This window comes from Fructobacillus broussonetiae (assembly GCF_018437275.1).
Lineage (GTDB): Bacteria > Bacillota > Bacilli > Lactobacillales > Lactobacillaceae > Fructobacillus > Fructobacillus broussonetiae.
This window is the reverse complement of the sequence record NZ_JAAMFK010000002.1, coordinates 1-16,379: the sequence shown is the minus strand read 5'-3', so window position 1 is coordinate 16,379 and position 16,379 is coordinate 1. Positions and strand designations below refer to the sequence as shown.

Below are 16,379 nucleotides of genomic sequence, written 5' to 3'. Positions count from 1 at the left end.
ATAGATAAAACGGTCTGGGGCTTTATCGGGGATAAAATCCGAAACCGGCTTCAAATCTTGACCTTTTTTCGTCATGTTAACCTCACGCTTTCGTTAACTTCTTGTACAAAAGTTGACCGAGTCGCCGTGCTGAGAAATTGAAGAGCAAGACAACAATAATCAAAACGGCAGACGCACCAGCAGAAACTTCGGAGATATCAGGCATGATACCTTCTGAGTTAATCTTCCAAATGTGAACTGCGAGCGTTTCAGCAGGTCGAAATGGGGACAGTGGCGACGCCATGTTGAATGGGTTCCAGTCGGTAAAGTCCAAGGTTGGAGCTGATTGACCGGCCGTGTAAATCAATGCGGCCGCTTCACCAAAGACACGTCCTGCTGAGATAACCACTCCAGTAACAATTGATGGAACGGAAGCTGGCAAGATGATGTGAATCACCGTTTCAAAGCGAGACAGCCCAAGGGCCGCACCAGCTTCTCGCTGCAAGTTTGGAATCTGACTCAATGATGTTTCGATTGAGCGTGTCAAAATTGGTAAGTTGAAAATCGTCAAAGCAATGGCTCCAGATAAAATAGAGAAACCAAGCTTGAACTTCACAACGAAAATTAAGAAACCAAAGAGTCCAACAACAACGGATGGAAGTGAAGACATCACTTCGATTGATGTTCGAACGATGGAAACCCAGAGGCTGTTCTTCTTTGCGTATTCATTTAAGTAGATGGCAGCGCCCAAAGCGATTGGAAATGAAATTAACATCGCTAAGATCAAGAGGTAGAAGGAATTAAAAAGTTGAATTCCAATTCCACCCCCGGCTTCAAAGGAGCGAGCGGCGCTCGTTAGAAAGTGCCATGAAAGGTGTGGCAAGCCACGCACCAAAATGAAGGCGAGCATGGCAAACAACACGAGGGCCACGGAGCCGGCAATGGCATAAATAACGCCAGTTGCGACTTTGTCAGCAGTCTTTGCGTTCATTACTTCAACTCTCCTTTACTTCCAATCCAACGAATCAAAATATTAAAGACAAGGGACATCAACAACAAGATCATGGCCAGCGACCAGAGAACATTGTTTTGAAGTGAGCCCATGACCGTGTTTCCAATTCCCATCGTCAACACAGAAGTTAACGTGGCGGATGGTGATACCAATGATTCAGGCATATTTGCCGCGTTTCCAATGACCATTTGAACGGCCAAAGCTTCACCGAAGGCACGGGCCATACCGAAAACGATGGCCGTCAAAATACCAGGTGTCGCTGCTCGCAAAATAACCTTATAAATCATCTGCCAACGGGTTGCACCGATGGCCAATGCCGATTCACGGTAGTGGCGTGGAACGGCCTTCAAGGTATCAACCGTCATGGAAGTGATGGTTGGTAGAATCATGACGCAGAGAACGATGGTTCCGGAAAGAATCCCCAGACCAGTTCCTCCAAAGATGCTACGAACGAATGGGACAACAACCGTCAACCCGATTACACCGTAAACAACAGAAGGAATTCCAACCAGCAATTCAATGACTGGTTGCATAATCTTTGCCCCTCTCTTCTTGGCAACTTCGGTCATAAAGACCGCTGTACCAATCGCGAAGGGGGTGGCAATCAAGGCAGCCAAGAAAGTAACTGCAAGAGAACCGATAATAAGTGGCGCCGCTCCGACCCCAGGCAATCCGGTCTTTTTATCGACCACGCTTGGGTTCCAGTTGGTACCAAATAAGAAATCAAAAACGTTAATTTTATTGCTTGTAAACGTCGCAAAGCCTCGTGTGATGACAAAAGCAAAAATCATCACCACAATGGCCGCAATGAAGAGCAAGGCCAAAATTGAGATGGCCTTTCCAAAGCGATCCTGCTTTGTTGATAAGGACGTCTTTTTAATTTTTTCAGTGATTAAATCCATTATTGATCTATCCCTTTTGCACTAACGTAACGTGTCCGTTTAGGTCACGGTCAATTTTCATCTTGTTCATGGAAATGTAGCCGAGCTTTTCGACATACTTCTTCTGGAAAGATTCACTTTCCATGTATTCCAAGAATTTTTGAACTTGGGCATTGCCCTTACCGTTCGTGTAGATATGTTCGTATGACCAAAGAGGGTATGAACCGTTTTCAACGTTTTCGTTGCTTGGTTCAACGCCATTTACCTTGGCCATCGTGACATCGTTAGACTTATACGCAAAAGCCACGTATGAGATGGCGCCCGGCGTTGTCTTCACAATGGACTTGACCATACCTGATGAATCTTGTTCTTGCGCTTCCTTTGAGTGAGCACCGTTCATGCCCCACTTTTCAAAGGCGGCACGAGTTCCAGAACCAGCAGCACGGTTAACCAAAACAATCTCTTGGTCCTTACCACCTACTTCTTTCCAGTTTTTGACTTTTCCAGTGAAAATGTCAGTTAACTGTGACTGAGTTAAGTTGGTAACACCAGTCCCCTGATTCATGATGGGAACAATTCCCACGACAGCAACTCGGTGATCGACCAAATTCTTGGTATCAATCCCCTTCTTCTCTTCAGCGTACAAATCAGAGTTTCCCAGAGAAACAGCTCCCTGAGCAATCTGTGACAGACCAGTACCTGAACCACCACCTTGGACAGTGACAGAAGTACCTGGATTAGACCTTTGGAAGTCTTCTCCGGCTGCTTCAACCAATGGTTGTAGTGCAGTTGATCCAACCGCTGTGATCGGTGCACTGTTATGCCCGCTGTCTCGATGTTGGTAAGCAAATACCAAAAGGCCAGCGAACAAAACGACGACAAGGGTCGCAATAATGGACCCACGATGCGATCTTTGCATGAGCGTTTTTTCTCCCAATGAGTGCAAAAGATGTACTAACAACAGAAAAAATGTCCTAAACATCCAAAGGTTTTATCTTTATCGGACAAACAATCAAAGTCGTAAAGGACAAGGCCATTATAACAAAAAAAGACGTCCTAGACGTCTTTTTTTAAATATATTTGATTTTCAATTCATATATTTTAAATGATTGGCTCGTCGGTCAAACCGTCATCGTTTGAAGCTGTCTTGTCAGCTTGGTCCGTTTCATCAGGACCAGCTTCCGTAGCGGCTTCATCACCGATTCCATACGCGTTACGTACCTGTCGGTACAAATCCTCACGTAGCGCTGTATGTTCAGGATCATCCAAGTATTCCTTGGCCTTTTCACGACCCTGACCAATTCGTTCACCTTGGTAAGCATACCATGAACCAGCCTTATCAACGATGTCTTGGTCAACGGCCAAGTCAAGGATCTCTCCAGTTTGAGAAATACCCTTTCCATACATGATATCAACTTCAGCAACCTTAAATGGTGGGGCTACCTTGTTCTTTACGACCTTGACCTTCGTCAAGTTACCCGTGACATCAGAACCATCCTTGATTTGCGTTGAACGACGCACTTCCAAACGAACCGTTGAGTAGAACTTCAAGGCACGACCACCAGGAGTGGTTTCGGGGTTACCAAACATCACCCCGACCTTTTCTCGAATCTGGTTAATGAAAATGGCAATTGTTCCAGTACGGTTTAACGTTCCAGCCAACTTACGTAGCGCTTGGGACATCAAACGGGCCTGCAACCCAACGTGGGCGTCTCCCATTTCACCTTCGATTTCCACACGGGGAACCAAAGCAGCAACGGAATCAACAACAACCATGTCAACAGCACCAGATTGAACCAAGGCATCAGCAATTTCCAATCCTTGTTCACCAGTGTCAGGCTGTGACAAAAACAATTCGTCCTTCTTAACACCAAGGGCTTCAGCATACTTCACGTCCAACGCGTTTTCGGCATCGATGTAAGCAGCCGTTCCACCATTCTTTTGGATTTCGGCAACCGCGTGTAAGGCAATGGTTGTCTTACCAGATGATTCTGGTCCATATACTTCCACGATACGGCCCTTAGGATAGCCACCAACACCCAAGGCAACGTCCAGCTTAACGGAACCTGATGGTGAAGTGGCAACTTGGGTTGTTTGGTTGTCACCCAACGTCATGATGGATCCCTTACCAAAGTTTTTTTCAATTTTTTTGAGCGCTTCGTTCAACGCGGCCTGACGGCCGTCTTTTTTTGCGTCACTCGTTTTCTTTGCTACCATTTGAAAACTCCTTCTCGTCTATAAATAGTGTACGGATATGTTTTTGAAAAAGCAAGGGTTTTTCGAACATTTGTTCGCATTTCTTTTTCGTCTATAGATTTAAACGAAAAAAGCGCATAATGCGCTTATAATCCGTCAGAAAAAACCGAGCGGTTTTGCCAGAAGTAGTCGATTCCTGAGTACACGGTGAAGAACACAGCAATGTACAAAAGGATTTCCCCGAGTGGGAAGTTAACAAGAGCAAACGGCCAATCCTTCAAGTACAAGAAGAGGATGGCAAACATTTGCGTGAAGGTCTTAATCTTACCAGGCCAAGCAGCAGCCAAGACCGTGCCATTGTTTTCAACGATCAAAGTACGCAACCCAGTGACAGCCAATTCGCGGACAACGATAACCGTCGTTACCCAGGCTGGCACTTGCAAGAAGGCCGTGAGGTAAATCAAAGCCGTCATGACCAAGAGCTTGTCGGCCAATGGGTCAAAGAACTTACCGAAGTTTGTCACCAATTTTTGGCGACGGGCAATTTGTCCGTCCAAGAAGTCAGTGATGCAAGCAATGGCAAAGACCAATGCAGCGGCAACCCAGTTCCATTCAGGAAGGGGCATGAAAACGGCCGCTTCTTCACCCGGCCATGAGAGCAAAATCATGAAAACCGGAATCAAGATAATCCGAAAAATCGTTAGTTTATTTGGTAAATTCATCTGTTTACTTCCTTACTTGTTGAAGTTAAAGAGGACAGACCAAGTTGTCGTGTTCTGTGGCAAGTTTGGTACATCCACGTGTTGGTTGTTCAACGTCATGTTCACGTGTGTGATGTTTCCAGCCAAGACCGTCACGTTTGCCGTGTTAGCTGGCAAATCAACGCTTTCTTCTGCATCCTTTGCAATTGTCTTTTCGAAGAGGACCTTATTGTTGTTGTCCGTCACCTTCAAAGTTGAACCATTGTCCTGACCCTTAATCACGAGCTTGTGACCCTGCGTCAAAGAGTTTGCCACGTTGTATGTGGTCTTCTTGGCGTTGTTGTCCGTTTGTGGATTCTCCAACTTCAAGTTGTTTGCTGAGGATGATGAAACAGACGATGATTGTGGAACGGAGGATGAGGCAACGTGAACCGTATCATCAGAAGAGTTATTGCTTCCACCAGAGATACGTGTAATCACAAACCATACAACGGCCAAAACAGCAACCAAGATGATGGCCAACCAAATCTTTGGAATAAAGCCACGGAAGCGTGACTTAAACGTTTCCGTTGAGTTTACACCGGCACGAACAATCCCGTCTTCATCACGGTGGGCATACGTCAAATCAGAAGCGACGTATGGATCGAAGTCCACTTCTTCAAAGAGGTCGTCCGGATTCAAGTCAACGGCCTGGGCAAACTTCTTAGCAAAGGCACGCGTGTAAAACGGACTAGGTAAAACATCCGAATCATCTTCTTCGATTGCTTGCAAGAACTTGGGTTGAATCTTGGTAATTTCACCAAGCTCTTCAAAAGAGTAGCCCTTCTTTTCGCGAGCTTCTTTTAATTGTTCCCGAACTTCACTTGTTAATTTTTCAACCATATTTCTACTTCTTTATCATAAAGCGTGTCAACGCAACCTCGTTAAAGGCCCGCTGAGCGTAATTTTCGATATCACAGAAACAAAACTGTGTTATTAGTCTCATTTTATCAGAGTAACTTAGACCGTACAAGGCTAAATCCTCGTCTAGGGCGAGCTTAGAAAGCCGGTCTGAAGCGATTAAATTCTCACCTATTAAGGCCTTCTTTAATCTAGAAAAGTCCGATTCGGACCGGGCAATGACGTCTTTTGCTTCCGCCAACCGCTTTTGAATGGTTTCAATCTGCTGGTCAACATTTTCTCCAGCCGAAAAGAAGGTAACAAAAAAGTAGGGACCGCTGCTTTCGATTTCGTAGTCGAAATCATCACCTAACACGCCGTTTTGATACTGCTTTTGGTACCAATCCGTCTGCTCCCCGAAAATAAGGTCAAAGGCGAATTCGGCCATTAAGCGCTCCTTCACACGGTCTTCTCCAGAAAGCGGGAACGTGTTGAAAGGTAAGTTAGCAAGTAGGGCCAACTTTGGTTGACTGATTGGATAGCTCTTCACGGTTTCTCCCGGTACCGAAGAAACGGCCTGGGACGGTTCTGACTTGATAAGCGGTAATGTTTTCTTAGAAAAAGATGCCTGCTTTTGTTCAATAAAGTGCTTCAATTCCGTCTGGTCGAAGTCACCGACAACCGTGAGCACGAGGTTCTTCGGTTGATAAAAGTGATTATAGACGTCGTAAAGCAGTTCCGGCGTAATCGTTGCGATGCTTTCCTTGCTGCCGGCAATGTCTTCACCAATCGCTGATTCAGGATAAGCTGTTTTCAAAATCCCCTGGTAGAGCATCCAGAATGGATCATCCTCGTAGGAAGCAATTTCTTCTTCAATGATGCCCTTTTCCCGAGCCACCTTCTCTTCGGTGAAATAGGGTTCTTCAACGAAAGTCATCAGGTGGTCCAAGTTTTCCTTCAACTGGCTGGTAGCCGTGAAGTAGTAGCAAGTCGCCGTGTTTGACGTAAAGGCGTTCGCATCAGCGCCACGGTCGAGAAAGCCGACCAGCGCATCCCCGTCCTCCTTGTCGAACAACTTATGTTCCAGGAAGTGAGCCGTTCCAGCAGGTACCGAAACGAGCTTTCCACTTTCATCTTCAAAAGCGTTTTGTAAGGAACCAAAACGGGCTGTAATCGCACCGATAACTTGTTTGTAGCCAGTTTTTTCAATCAAGTTAACCGTGAGGCCGTCCGCTGTTTTAAACGTAAATTGATCTGTTGTAAGGGTCATTTTAGGCCTCCTTTCCAGACAAAACAAATGTACTTTGTGCCTTAATCCGGGTGGCTAAGTCTGCCAATGAGGAAGAACTAGCACTTTTTACAGCATTCAGAAGTTGTTCGTTATCCAGCGGTTCTTTCTGAAGCATCTTGAGCAGCGCTTCCAGATTCACAAAAGTTGGTGAGTCAAGACGAATGAGGCGATCATTCAAGACGGCCTGCTTGGCACGATTCAACTCATCATCTGAGATATTCTGATTAGCTAAGTCATCCAACTCTTGGTTAACCAAAACCTTAACCTTATCCACCTTGTCCTTAGGACATTCAGCCACGACCGTCATCAGGTTCAAATCGGCTTGAAGACGCGATGAGATGTTATAGACGAGACTTTGCTTTTCGCGAACTTCACGAAAGAGTCGGCTCGCTGCCGTTCCACCGAACAGCGCGTTCAACACGACGAGTGACCCAAGCTCCTCTTGGTTAAAGTGGAGCTGATAGTTCATAATCAAGGCCGCTTGTCCGAGGCCTTCCTTTTCGATGGCTTTCGATGAAAAGGAAGCTAACTCCCCTTTTTCAGCGTAGCGAACGGCCTGTTCATTTTCTTGATCTGGCCAAGTTCTCAGATTCTGCTGAAGCACGTCTTTATCTAAGGAGCCAGAGCAAGAAAAGAGACGGGTATCTTCAGTCAGCATGTCCTCGTAAGCCCGCTTTAAATCAGAAAGTGTCAAAGAATCCAAGGTCTTCACATCCCCCAAGATACTTTCCTGCAAGCTCTTATCGACGAAGACGAGTTTACGTGCTTCATCAAGTGCTAGCTGCACCTTATCATCCAAACGGGATAGAATGGCCTGTTTTAGATTTTTCCGTTCCGCTTCAACCATGTCCGGTTCTGACTTTAACAGGTCCAAATCAAAGCCAAAAAGCATATCCTTCAAGAAGTCCAAGGCCGCTTGAACCAAGTTTTCATCTTTCAAAAGCTCTTCTTTAACAAAGGTCAATGAAAGAAGTAGCAGATTTTGATCCCCATACGATAATACTTTGACGGCGTATGTTGCGCCGTAAAGGTCCATCAATTTCTGAGACACTTCCTGTTGGTTTTGATACGTTTTGGAGCAGACGGCCAGCAGGTAGGATAAAAGGGCGCGTTCAGTCGTTTGCCCCTTCTTAGCGGGACGAGCAAAGGCCACCATGACCGTGTTCACGTTTCCTTTTTGGCTATCGTTCACTGTTGTTAAAAAGCCTTGTTCTTGCCATTTTGCTAACATGTGTTTTTCTCCTAAAAAAGCCGCCTTGGTCCAATCGTCCGATTGAAAACACAATGACAGCTGTTTCAAATTTAGTTCTTTTTAAGATCTGGTTGAGGACCAAACCAGCGTGCTTCAAGGTTGCGAATGAAGCCGTTCTTTTGGAGACGATCCAATTCTCGGTTAATGGCCTGTTGCAATCCCTTATCACCCTTACGAAGTCCAACGACGTCTTCTGAAGGCTTAAAGCCACCACGCAGCAAGGCGTAGTTTTCAGGATTAGCCTGGTGTTCGATGTAGTAACGAGCGTAGTCTTCGTCTACAAGCAACCCATCGAGGCGCTTGGCGTTTAAGTCAGTGAAGGCCTTGTCGAAGGTATCGTAGCCAACGGCCTGTTGACCAGCCAGGTAATTCTTCAAAATTTCGGGGTGAGTGTTCAAGTCCGTTTCAGCAGATGAACCCGTTTGGATGCCGAGCGTCTTTCCGGTCATATCAGAGAAACGGTGAATACCAGAAGTCTTGTTTACCACGAGCGTCAAGTTTGATTCGTGGTAGCTCTTTGAAAAGGCGACTTGCTTGGCACGTTCAGGTGTCTTTGTGTAACCATTCCAAAGAGCATCAATGTTTCCAGTGTTTAGTTCGGTTTCCTTCATGGACCAATCAATCGTTTGCCACTTGACCTTGATGCCAAGGTTGGCAAACACCTTTTCAGCAAGGTCGATATCAAAACCAACAAGCTTTCCCTGCTTATCACGGAAGCCCATTGGAACAAAGGTATCGTCAAGGCCGATGGTAATGGTCTTTTCTTTTTGAATCCGGCTCCATTGATCCTCTCGAGCTGACATTTGACCGGGCTTTGCTACGATGATGGCGGCCCAGATTACCCCAACAAAAAAGAAGAAAGCCACCACACTATTTACGATGATTTTTCTCTTCTTTGAAATCACGAGCGCTTTACCTCTTTTTCAAAATCAAAAGTTTGATCCGCAACATCCTTTGCAAAAGGTAAGTCGTGGGTCACAACTAACTGAGCAACGCCCTCTTCTTTAAGCGCGAGCATGACATCAGCCACCTGCTTCGTTGCTTTTTCATCCAATCCAGAAGTTGGTTCATCATAAGCAATGACCTGAGGGTTCATGGCTAAGGCGCGGGCAATCCCAACACGTTGCTTTTGACCACCAGAGAGCTGGTAAGGATAAAGGTCCGCCTGTTCCGACAAACCAAGCTTTTCAAGTAGTGAATCAGCCTTTGCGGCTGCCTCTTCTTCAGACATCGTCTTGGTCAAAACTGGAGCCAACGTAATATTCTTCTTCACGGTCAAGTGTGGGAATAAATTGAAGTCCTGGAAAATCAAGCCAATCTTGGCCGTCAATTCACTGTCCCCCACCTGGAGTTCCTTTCCATCTAAGTTAACCGTTCCGGACTGTGCTTCTTCCAATCCGGTTAGGGTCTTGATGAAGGTCGTCTTCCCAATTCCAGAGGGACCTAAAACCGCCAGAATTTCACCGTTTTCAAGTGACATCGAAAGGTCTTTGAAGATGACTTTCTCGCCGTAACTTTTGGATAAGTTTTCAATTTTAATCATCTTTTACCTCCAAACGTTCAAGCGCTTTTCAGATGCGCGTAGGATTAATGTCACAATGGCCGTCATCAGCAAGTAGATAACTCCAACCAACAAATATGGAAGCAAGGTCACCTCACGACTGGCCGCAATTGAACCAGCTCGAAGAATGTCCCCCAATCCGATAACGTAAATCAAAGACGTATCCTTTACCAAGTTCACGACTTCGTTACCAAAGGATGGAACGACAATCTTAATCACCTGTGGCAAAACGACTTTGAAGAAAGTCTGGGTCTTTGATAATCCGAGAACCTTCGCCGCATCAAACTGTCCCTGTGGCACAGCCTGCAAACCACCACGGAAGATTTCTGCAAGATAAGCAGCGTAGTTGATGATAAAGGCAAAGGCTGCGGCTTCAAAACGGTCGAAGGGCAAGCCAACGGTTGCTAAACCATAATAGATAAAAATTAACTGGAGCAAGAGTGGTGTTCCACGCATAATCCAGATGTAGCCATTAACCAACCAACGAATGGTGAAGTATGGTGACTTCATTCCAAGGGAAGCCAAGATTCCCAACGGTACTGATCCGATTATCGTAATGAAAAAGACGCCCAAAGTCATCTTTAATCCGGCTAAAACACCGGGTAGAAAGCTCATTAGATTTGCCATAAATACTCCAAAATAAAATTAATATAAAAAGCCCTCCAAGCATTGCTGCTTAGAGGGCGAAAAGACGCGGTCCCACCTCATAGTTGCCCATCCATCGCTAAATAGGCCTCATAACGTATAAAAACGTTTGTGCGTAACGGGCACGACCGACGATGGCTACTAAAGGTTCACCAACGCACTCCTAGGGGTGGTTCACCAGCGGTTCTTACTCACTTCCAATAACCGTGAGCTTCCTGAAAAGAATCCGCTTGCTACTCGCCTAGTCAACGATTTAAATCATGCTTAATTATAACGGGCAATCCGTAAAAGTGCAAGCTTATCCCAAGCGTTGCAACAAGGACCATCCGGGATAATAGAAGATTGCTGCTAGTACCAAGTTCAACACAGACGTTGGCAGCAATAGGAAAATGAAGAATGCCAGGTGTGATTCATGCCCGACACCAATGATTTTTCCAGCAAAATAGGTGGCGGCCAGATAGACTAGCATCCCAATCAAGAAGAGCAAAAGCCCCGACATCATCCGACTATCAAAGTATGGTTGCAGTCGTTCCATAACAAAGCATGCGCCCAAGAATGACAGCGTGTAGGTTCCAAAAATACCCGTGTAGAAGATATCGTACAAAACACCGATGATAACCACATAAACGTAGAATGGCATCTTATCCATTACGCCAAACTGAATGGCGTAAAAGAACCAAATCAAAGTTAACATCGGTACGGCGTGGAGTGAACCGCGCAACAAGAAGTTTCCAAGAGAAGCCATCAAGTTACCGTCCAACAGGAACAGCAACACAAGAATCAAAGGGAAAGCAATGTTTAAACGGAAAAATTGCCAACTTGCCATTTAGGACTCCAAACTGCTCTTTGCGACCAAGACGTTTGAAATCTTGGATAAGTCAGAGCTTGGCTGAATGTAAATCTTCTTCGACAAACCATAGGAATCAGAAGTAACATCCGCGATTTTACCAACGAGCAATCCAGAAGGAATCTTACCACCTAATCCGGACGTCACAACGGTGTCGTCTTTGTTTAGGTTAGCGGAGTTTGGCACTGAACCCATGACCAACATCTTCTTGTCGGCATCGTAGTCCGTCACAATTCCGTTCACGTCTCCTGATCCGGAGCGAACGGTGATGGCGAAGCGGTTTGAATCTTCAGAGGTATCAGAAATCAAAGCAACCTTGGCGTTCACCGTATTTACTTCGGAAAGAATTCCGATGACACCAGAATCACCCATAACAGGCATTCCCTTCTTCAAACCAGAACGGGCTCCCTTGTCGATGACCAACTGAGAGTTCCAAGTGGTTGGTGAGCGTGAAATTGTCACGGCTGGAATCGTTTCGTAGTCAGTCAAAGACTTCTTCAAGCCCAACTGCTTTTTCAATGATTCGTTTTCTTCTTCAACCGTCTGCAAACGCACCTTGTTTTGAGCGTAACCATCTAACTTGCCCTTCAGTTCCTTGTTTTCGGAAAAGGTGTTTAGTAAGTTCGCCAAGGAGTTGGCACGGTGACCAACGGCGTTGGATGGTACGGAAATGACTTTGGCCATACCACCGGACAGATCGTTCACCACTCGCTGGAAGAATGGTGGATTATTCGTTTTCTTCGCCCACCAGTTGGACCCGGCAATCAATCCGACGACGACCAAGAAACCAACCATTAACAGGACCAACGTCCTGGATGAAAAGATTTTACGCATACAATACTTCCTTTTGCTCTCTGACAAATAAAAGCGTAGCGCAAGCGCTACGCTTCATGTTTTGACAAAGTTTAGTTATGGCGCAAGATGTCCAATGACTTCAGTGATTCTCCGACACCCTTTACAACGGCGTCCATTGGTTCTTCAGCAACGATGACGGAAACCTTCGTTACAGCTTCAATCATTTCTGGCAAACCGCGGAGTTGAGCTCCACCACCAGTCAAGACCATTCCGTGATCGATAACGTCGGCTGCAATTTCAGGTTGCGTGGCTTCCAACGTTTCGCGAATGGCGTTCACGATTTCGTTTACGGGGTCTTGGATGGCCTGTGCGATGTCGATGGCTGGTACTTCCACAGTCTTTGGCAAGCCAGTCAACAAGTCACGTCCACGAGCCGTTGAAGCTGACATGTTCTTTGCATCTTGCAAAGAAACCGTTCCAACTTCAATCTTCAAACGTTCAGCCGTCGTTTCACCAATGGCCAAGTTGTTGTTGTTACGAACATAAGAGATGATGGCTTCGTTCAACTTGTCGCCGGCAAAGCGCGTTGAACGTGATGACACGATTCCACCGAGGGAAATCGTAGCGACGTCAGTCGTTCCACCACCAAAGTCCACAACCATTGAACCAGTTGGTTCCATAACTGGCAAACCAGCACCAATGGCTGCTGCGAATGGTTCTTCTAATACGTAAGCATCACGTGCACCAGCGACACGAGCAGCGTCGATAACGGCACGACGTTCAACGGCCGTAATCTTAGCAGGAACACCCAACGTTACAAATGGCTTACCAACACGGCCACCCAATGCCTTCTTCAAGTAGTATGAAATCATGGCAACGGTCGTGTCGTAATCAGCAATCACACCATCACGCATTGGACGAATAGCAGAGATTGATGCTGGCGTGCGGCCAAGCATTTCACGTGCTTCTGATCCAACGGCGATGATTTCGCCAGATTCCGTGTTCTTTGCAACCACTGAAGGTTCGCGCAAAACAATTCCCTTACCTTCAACGTATACGTACGTGTTTGACGTACCCAAGTCGATACCAACGTTATGTTGTCCAAATGATAATGCCACAGTCTTGCCTCTCAATTAGGGGTCAGTCCATGACTGACCATATTTTAATATTTTAGTTTACTTGCTAATATTGTAGCACAAATATATGCTAGCAACACCCTATTTTGAACGAACGTACGTCACTTTTCCAGCACGGTGGGCAATGCCTTTAACCGTGTTTTGGTATGGAAACTCTGACCAGGCTTTTTGAAAGTCTGAGAACGTTTCTGGCGTCACGTTAATTTCATCAATTTTTCCGTCACGCAAATCCAACAATGCTTGTGAATAATCCATTTTTATCTCCTGTCAGACACGCTCGTTCAAAAAAGCGCTCGTTTTTTCTTTGGCAAGTGCCCATGCATCTTGCCCGTCAATCCATTGTAACCCAGCGATTTGATGGCGCCAATACGTCAGCTGTCTTTTTGCATATCGTCTGGAGTCCTGTTGAATGGCTGACACGACCTCTTCCAAAGTCAAATCCCCACCAAAGTAGGGATAAAACTCCTTGTAGCCGATTCCCCTGCCCGCTTGCAAGCTTGATCCACCAAGCTCGTACAATGAACGTGCTTCTTCTTCCAGCCCGGCATCCATCATCAATTGCACACGACGGTTAATTCGGCCGTAGAGGACCTCTCTTGGCCAATCGAGCGCCAATACTAGCGCATCGTATTCAGGACGCGCTACGGTCTTCTCCTGGGGTTGCATCTTCGCTTTTTGAATAGCTCGCACGACGCGGGTCTTGTTATTCAGATCAACAGTGGAAACGAAATCCGAGTCGGCCAGTTTCTTTAGCTTTTCAACCAATGCATCCAGGGGTAGCGCGCTGTCTTTTTTGACCTCTTCTTCATTTGATTCACCGAATTCCAAAGCTTGCTGACCAAGCAACGCCTTCACATAAAAACCAGTTCCACCAACAACGATTGGCAACTTACCACGTTGATGAATAGCAAGAATGGCTTTGTCGGCTTCTGTCAAAAAATCGGCGACGGAAAAGTTTGCCGTTTCGTCCACTAAATCAAGTAAGTGCTGTGGCACACGTTTTTGCTCAGCTGGTGTTGCCTTCGCGGTACCGATGTCTAAGTTCTTGTAAACTTGAAGCGAGTCGGCAGATACCAGTTCACCATTAAATTGTTCTGCCAAAGACATGGCTAAGTCGGACTTACCAGAAGCCGTTGGACCAGCGATGACAATGATTGGGATTTTAGACATAAGACTCTTTTCTGCTGATTGCCGTTTACAAATGGCGGAAAATCAACGATAATAGACGTGAATTACTAAAGGAGAAAATGATGGCTAAAGGATTTAAAGCAGGATTAGCAACAGGTGTCGTCGGCTCAGTAATCGCAGCCGCGGTCTCCGCATTTGGTTACAAGAAGGCGGTTATCGCCCCTATTGAAAAGGCAGACGAAGAATACGAAGACGTTTCAAAGACTGCCGTTCGTCGCTCAAAGGCGGCTCACCAATCACGTTTCTAATAAATTGAAGTCAAATAAAAAGAATCGCTTCTGGCGATTCTTTTTTTTGCGCCAAATTAACGCTTTTGCTTCGCTTGGAAGGCACGGTAACCACCGGCCATCAAGAAGAGCATATCCTTTTTTGCACCTTCTTTGCGAAGGCGCTTTGCCACACCAGCGGCAGAACCAAGTGTTTCGCCATAAATAAAGATCGGCATATCTTTTCGTAAACCGGACTTACCTTGGCTCAAAGTCATTGATGGCATGTTGCGTGCACCCTTCAAGTGCGAACGCTTAAATGGTTCCTTTTCGCGGACATCGATCAACTGCCCGTTTTCTTCGTTGTGCTTTTCAATGAAAGCGTTGGCCTTCAAAACCGTTCCACGACGACGAGCCAAGAAGTTAGATAGCCCAGCAGAGCCAAGATAGAAAAGCAAGATAAAGAATAAGATGAGGGAAATAAAGTTAAAGATTTGCATAGAAAGTAACTCCAATTAAGATAATACAGCCATTATACCGGAATTACTCAATTCCTTCATAACTTATTCGGCTGAAGCAAAGATTTTGTTCAATGATTGAATGGCACCCTCTTCAAACAACACATCACCGTGCTCAGAGAGGTAGGTGGCGCCTTGCTTAGCAAAGCGACCGTATTCAATCAGAGTGGCATACATGGCATTCAATTCTGCTGCCGTCATGTCGAGGAAGCGTGAATCAAGGACCAAATAGTAAGCACCGTTATAACGGTATGCCGATGAGTGACCTTGGAAATCTTCCAATAGCGCAACAAGGGCAAGCAAGTTTTCAAAGTTATCCAGCACAACAGTGTCCATTCGGCCACTCATTGGCTTTTCGTTAGTAACTTCCCCACCGTCAGAACCTTGCAAGGCAGTTTTTTGTTCAAGTGACAAGTCATCCATGGCAGGCATTTCACCTTGATTCTGATCATCTTCACGTTCTGAAAGTGAAGCGAGTAAATCACCAAGGGCCCCCTCTTCGTCCAAACGGGAAATAAATAATTCTAACCCGTTTTGATTAGGCAGGACTTGGAAGGATACCTTGTCGTTGTCGACAAAATCGTCGTCAGTGTCTAGTTCTGAAAGGATGTTGTAGAAGAAAGATTCAATTTTATTCCGGTCTGAAAGGAGGTCGCGGATAGAAGTGCCGCGTTCCTTCAAATCTTCATTTTCGACCATTACCCGGATGGTGTTATCGTTAATTCGTTCCATTTCCATATGAATCACCTCAATTTCACCGACAGGTTCAAAGACATTTAAAACATGTTATTTACTATATTTTAAACGTTAATAATAAAAAAAACAACAGTGTACCCTTGGTACAACCGTTGTTTAATAGTCTTTGCATCGCATCGTCCTATCCTCGCAGCCAGCGTTCCGGCAACTACTTTTGGCGCTAAAGAGCTTAACTTCTGTGTTCGAGATGGGAACAGGTGGTTCCTCTTTGCTATCGACACGACACCGTGTATTTCTACACCAATTAGTTTACAAAGAATCGAAGCAATTGTCTAGTCTATTGTTGTAAAATTACGTGAAAAAACCTTATGAACAGAATCGAGGAAATTCCAAGCAGTGACCCCTGATACACAGTCCTTTTCATTTGTCTTCAATCAACCCTTAGACCCCTATATAAGTAAAGCAAGCCTGGATCGTTTAGGACACAAAAAAAGAGGAACCAGCAAAATGCTGATTCCTCTCTAATATGTACAGGCATCGCGTCGTCCTATCCTCGCAGCCAGCGTTCCGGCAACTACTTTTGGCGCTAAAGAGCT

General features: G+C 45.7%; 19 protein-coding genes, 1 rRNA gene and 1 other annotated feature. Of the genes, 1 reads left to right on the top strand and 19 read right to left on the bottom strand.

The genetic code is table 11. The features are described from left to right. Window positions 1-82 precede the first annotated feature (82 nt). The 16 genes from pstA to miaA form a co-directional block, all read right to left on the bottom strand. Entirely contained in the window at window positions 83-970 is an 888-nt protein-coding gene (pstA, locus tag G6R29_RS01590) for a phosphate ABC transporter permease PstA (protein ID WP_213808614.1), read from the bottom strand. Beyond that, a complete protein-coding gene (gene pstC / locus G6R29_RS01585) occupies window positions 970-1,893 on the bottom strand; it encodes a phosphate ABC transporter permease subunit PstC (RefSeq protein WP_213808613.1) in 924 nt (307 codons plus the stop codon). Before pstC ends, pstA begins: the two co-directional genes overlap by 1 nt. A gap of 7 nt (window positions 1,894-1,900) precedes the next feature. Then, complete coding sequence (locus G6R29_RS01580) at window positions 1,901-2,791, bottom strand: phosphate ABC transporter substrate-binding protein PstS family protein (protein ID WP_213808612.1); 891 nt, start codon at window positions 2,789-2,791, stop codon at window positions 1,901-1,903. Between the two features lie 182 nt (window positions 2,792-2,973). Next, window positions 2,974-4,089 (bottom strand): recombinase RecA, encoded by a 1,116-nt coding sequence (gene recA / locus G6R29_RS01575; protein ID WP_213808611.1) that lies wholly within the window; start codon window positions 4,087-4,089, stop codon window positions 2,974-2,976. Between the two features lie 125 nt (window positions 4,090-4,214). Further along, window positions 4,215-4,790, bottom strand: coding sequence for a CDP-diacylglycerol--glycerol-3-phosphate 3-phosphatidyltransferase (gene pgsA / locus G6R29_RS01570; RefSeq protein ID WP_213808610.1), 576 nt, complete (start codon window positions 4,788-4,790; stop codon window positions 4,215-4,217). 12 nt (window positions 4,791-4,802) lie between these two features. Continuing rightward, entirely contained in the window at window positions 4,803-5,651 is an 849-nt protein-coding gene (locus G6R29_RS01565; RefSeq protein WP_213808609.1) for a helix-turn-helix domain-containing protein, read from the bottom strand. A 4-nt stretch (window positions 5,652-5,655) separates the two neighbouring features. Further along, window positions 5,656-6,918 (bottom strand): EF-P 5-aminopentanol modification-associated protein YfmH, encoded by a 1,263-nt coding sequence (gene yfmH, locus G6R29_RS01560; protein WP_213808608.1) that lies wholly within the window; start codon window positions 6,916-6,918, stop codon window positions 5,656-5,658. Window position 6,919: 1 nt separating this feature from the next. Beyond that, on the bottom strand, window positions 6,920-8,170 hold the full coding sequence (locus G6R29_RS01555; RefSeq protein WP_213808607.1) for a M16 family metallopeptidase: 1,251 nt from the start codon (window positions 8,168-8,170) through the stop codon (window positions 6,920-6,922). A gap of 71 nt (window positions 8,171-8,241) precedes the next feature. Beyond that, window positions 8,242-9,096, bottom strand: a complete 855-nt coding sequence (locus G6R29_RS01550; protein ID WP_213808606.1) for an amino acid ABC transporter substrate-binding protein — start codon at window positions 9,094-9,096, stop codon at window positions 8,242-8,244. Continuing rightward, complete coding sequence (locus tag G6R29_RS01545; RefSeq protein ID WP_213808605.1) at window positions 9,093-9,734, bottom strand: amino acid ABC transporter ATP-binding protein; 642 nt, start codon at window positions 9,732-9,734, stop codon at window positions 9,093-9,095. The genes G6R29_RS01550 and G6R29_RS01545 overlap by 4 nt, the downstream gene beginning before the upstream one ends. A 3-nt stretch (window positions 9,735-9,737) precedes the next feature. Then, on the bottom strand, window positions 9,738-10,379 hold the full coding sequence (locus G6R29_RS01540; protein ID WP_213808604.1) for an amino acid ABC transporter permease: 642 nt from the start codon (window positions 10,377-10,379) through the stop codon (window positions 9,738-9,740). 49 nt (window positions 10,380-10,428) lie between these two features. Beyond that, window positions 10,429-10,655: a binding site (T-box leader), on the bottom strand. A gap of 40 nt (window positions 10,656-10,695) precedes the next feature. Further along, window positions 10,696-11,223: a rod shape-determining protein MreD gene (gene mreD / locus G6R29_RS01535; RefSeq protein ID WP_213808603.1), complete on the bottom strand. Its 528-nt coding sequence runs from the start codon at window positions 11,221-11,223 to the stop codon at window positions 10,696-10,698. Further along, the gene (gene mreC, locus G6R29_RS01530) at window positions 11,224-12,078 is read right to left on the bottom strand and encodes a rod shape-determining protein MreC (RefSeq protein ID WP_213808602.1); all 855 of its coding nucleotides are present in this window, start codon (window positions 12,076-12,078) and stop codon (window positions 11,224-11,226) included. It lies immediately after the preceding gene. A 71-nt stretch (window positions 12,079-12,149) separates the two neighbouring features. Then, a complete protein-coding gene (locus G6R29_RS01525; RefSeq protein ID WP_213808601.1) occupies window positions 12,150-13,157 on the bottom strand; it encodes a rod shape-determining protein in 1,008 nt (335 codons plus the stop codon). A 99-nt stretch (window positions 13,158-13,256) separates the two neighbouring features. Beyond that, window positions 13,257-13,430: a hypothetical protein gene (locus G6R29_RS01520; RefSeq protein ID WP_213808600.1), complete on the bottom strand. Its 174-nt coding sequence runs from the start codon at window positions 13,428-13,430 to the stop codon at window positions 13,257-13,259. 12 nt (window positions 13,431-13,442) lie between these two features. Next, the gene (gene miaA / locus G6R29_RS01515) at window positions 13,443-14,345 is read right to left on the bottom strand and encodes a tRNA (adenosine(37)-N6)-dimethylallyltransferase MiaA (RefSeq protein WP_213808599.1); all 903 of its coding nucleotides are present in this window, start codon (window positions 14,343-14,345) and stop codon (window positions 13,443-13,445) included. Window positions 14,346-14,425: 80 nt separating this feature from the next. Here miaA and G6R29_RS01510 point away from each other — a divergent pair, with 80 nt between their 5' ends. Continuing rightward, window positions 14,426-14,611, top strand: coding sequence for a DUF3042 family protein (locus G6R29_RS01510; protein WP_213808598.1), 186 nt, complete (start codon window positions 14,426-14,428; stop codon window positions 14,609-14,611). Between the two features lie 56 nt (window positions 14,612-14,667). Here G6R29_RS01510 and G6R29_RS01505 read toward each other — a convergent pair whose 3' ends face one another. The 3 genes from G6R29_RS01505 to rrf form a co-directional block, all read right to left on the bottom strand. Beyond that, entirely contained in the window at window positions 14,668-15,069 is a 402-nt protein-coding gene (locus tag G6R29_RS01505; protein ID WP_213808597.1) for a rhodanese-like domain-containing protein, read from the bottom strand. Window positions 15,070-15,132: 63 nt separating this feature from the next. Beyond that, window positions 15,133-15,825, bottom strand: coding sequence for an adaptor protein MecA (locus tag G6R29_RS01500; RefSeq protein ID WP_213808596.1), 693 nt, complete (start codon window positions 15,823-15,825; stop codon window positions 15,133-15,135). 126 nt (window positions 15,826-15,951) lie between these two features. Further along, window positions 15,952-16,068 (bottom strand): 5S ribosomal RNA (gene rrf / locus G6R29_RS01495). Window positions 16,069-16,379: the final 311 nt, after the last annotated feature.